This window comes from Pedobacter sp. 01N416 (assembly GCF_056399685.1).
This window is the reverse complement of sequence record NZ_JBFTRT010000929.1, coordinates 1-1478: the sequence shown is the minus strand read 5'-3', so window position 1 is coordinate 1478 and position 1478 is coordinate 1. Positions and strand designations below refer to the sequence as shown.

General features: G+C 39.6%; 1 protein-coding gene. It reads right to left on the bottom strand.

Annotation, left to right across the window (positions count from 1 at the left end; translation table 11 throughout):
* Positions 1–409: 409 nt before the first annotated feature.
* Positions 410–1309, bottom strand: coding sequence for a Gfo/Idh/MocA family protein (locus AC1DND_RS28465; protein ID WP_477586279.1), 900 nt, complete (start codon positions 1307–1309; stop codon positions 410–412).
* Positions 1310–1478: the final 169 nt, after the last annotated feature.

The following is a 1478-nucleotide window of genomic DNA, read 5'->3' as shown; positions in this document are numbered from 1 at the left end:
GTGTTACACGTTTATCCTGTAATTGATAATCTTCAAAAAATGTTGATTTGAAATACATAGTTTTTAATTTATAGCGATACAATCGCTTATCTCGTGCATCCTCGTAACAAACGAGGACGATATATCATTTTAATTGTTAGCCCTTCAACCAACCTTTATTGCACCTTAAATTTTACATTGGCATTTCCATCCAATAAAGCCTAAGTAGTACGCCTACGTTCTACTTCAACCCGGCCTAATAAATTTTTCGGATTGCAGTCCCTAGCCTAAGCAGAAACTTTAAAAGAAAAATTTTAAGCCGGGAGTTTTGTTTTTTCATGGGCTTTTATGTTTTCAACTGCATTCAAGCTAGCTCTGCTGGTCTTTTGCGATCAAAAGAAAAGAGCCCGTCTGGCCAAGACATAGTGAATCAGATTGCTTCGGTTCGCTTATTCCCTGTCTCACAATAACGTACAATACAGTATTCAAAAACATCAGGTACGCCATGCGGGTAATCCATCAATAAGCCAATTTTAGCCACAATGGCGCCTTTGGTTCCTTCCCATTTAATATAACTTTCCTGATGATTTGGACCGAAATCGTGGTCGTGGTTGGTGTTGATTACCGCATGCATCGTATCTCCATAATCGAATAAGATCGTAGAACGAGATGATGACAAACTTTTCGCCGGATGTTTTAAGGTTTTTGCTAAAATACTCTCAGGATTACCCAAAAATGACCGGATCAAATCAATATAATGAATGCTGTGGTATTGAATTTCTAACCTAGGGTGGATAATTACATGCGGAAAAATCTCCCACGGCGTTTTAATCGTTACGCGAACTTCCATATCATATAATTCGCCGATTAAACCTTTATCGATGATGTATTTTGCCGCACTTACAAATGGCGCAAAACGTAATTGAAAGTTTATAGCCGCTTTTAAATTCTTGGTTCTGCAGAGTTCGAGAATTTCTTTTGCCTGTGTAAAATCATCGCCCATGGGTTTTTGAATTAACACCGCACTTCCATCGGGCAACTGCTTTAATGTTTCGATGTATTGCTCAGGCATGATCGTTAAATCGTAAACTGTATTTGCTGGAGCAAGTTTAACCGCCTCATCAACAGAGTCATAAACGTTTGGAATACCAAAAACATCAGCTAATTTTTGTGCCCGTTCTTTCGTCCGGTTTACAATACCATGCACTTCAAAACCAGCAATTTTATAGGCTGGAAGATGCGCATCTGCCACTATTCCCCCTGCCCCAATAATAATGATAGGCTGTTTGGTATCTGGTAGTTGGGGTTTATATTTGATGTCAATACTCATTTGTCAATTTCGTTAATCTGGTTCTGTGCAAGCTGGATGAGCGCTTCAGTTGCGGCATCGGTATTGATGGCCTGTAAAACCATTTGGTCGATGATGGCGGCAATAGCAGCCCAATTTTGTTTCTGTGGCAACATATTGGCCACCTCGTGTAATTGTTCCAGTTTATGGT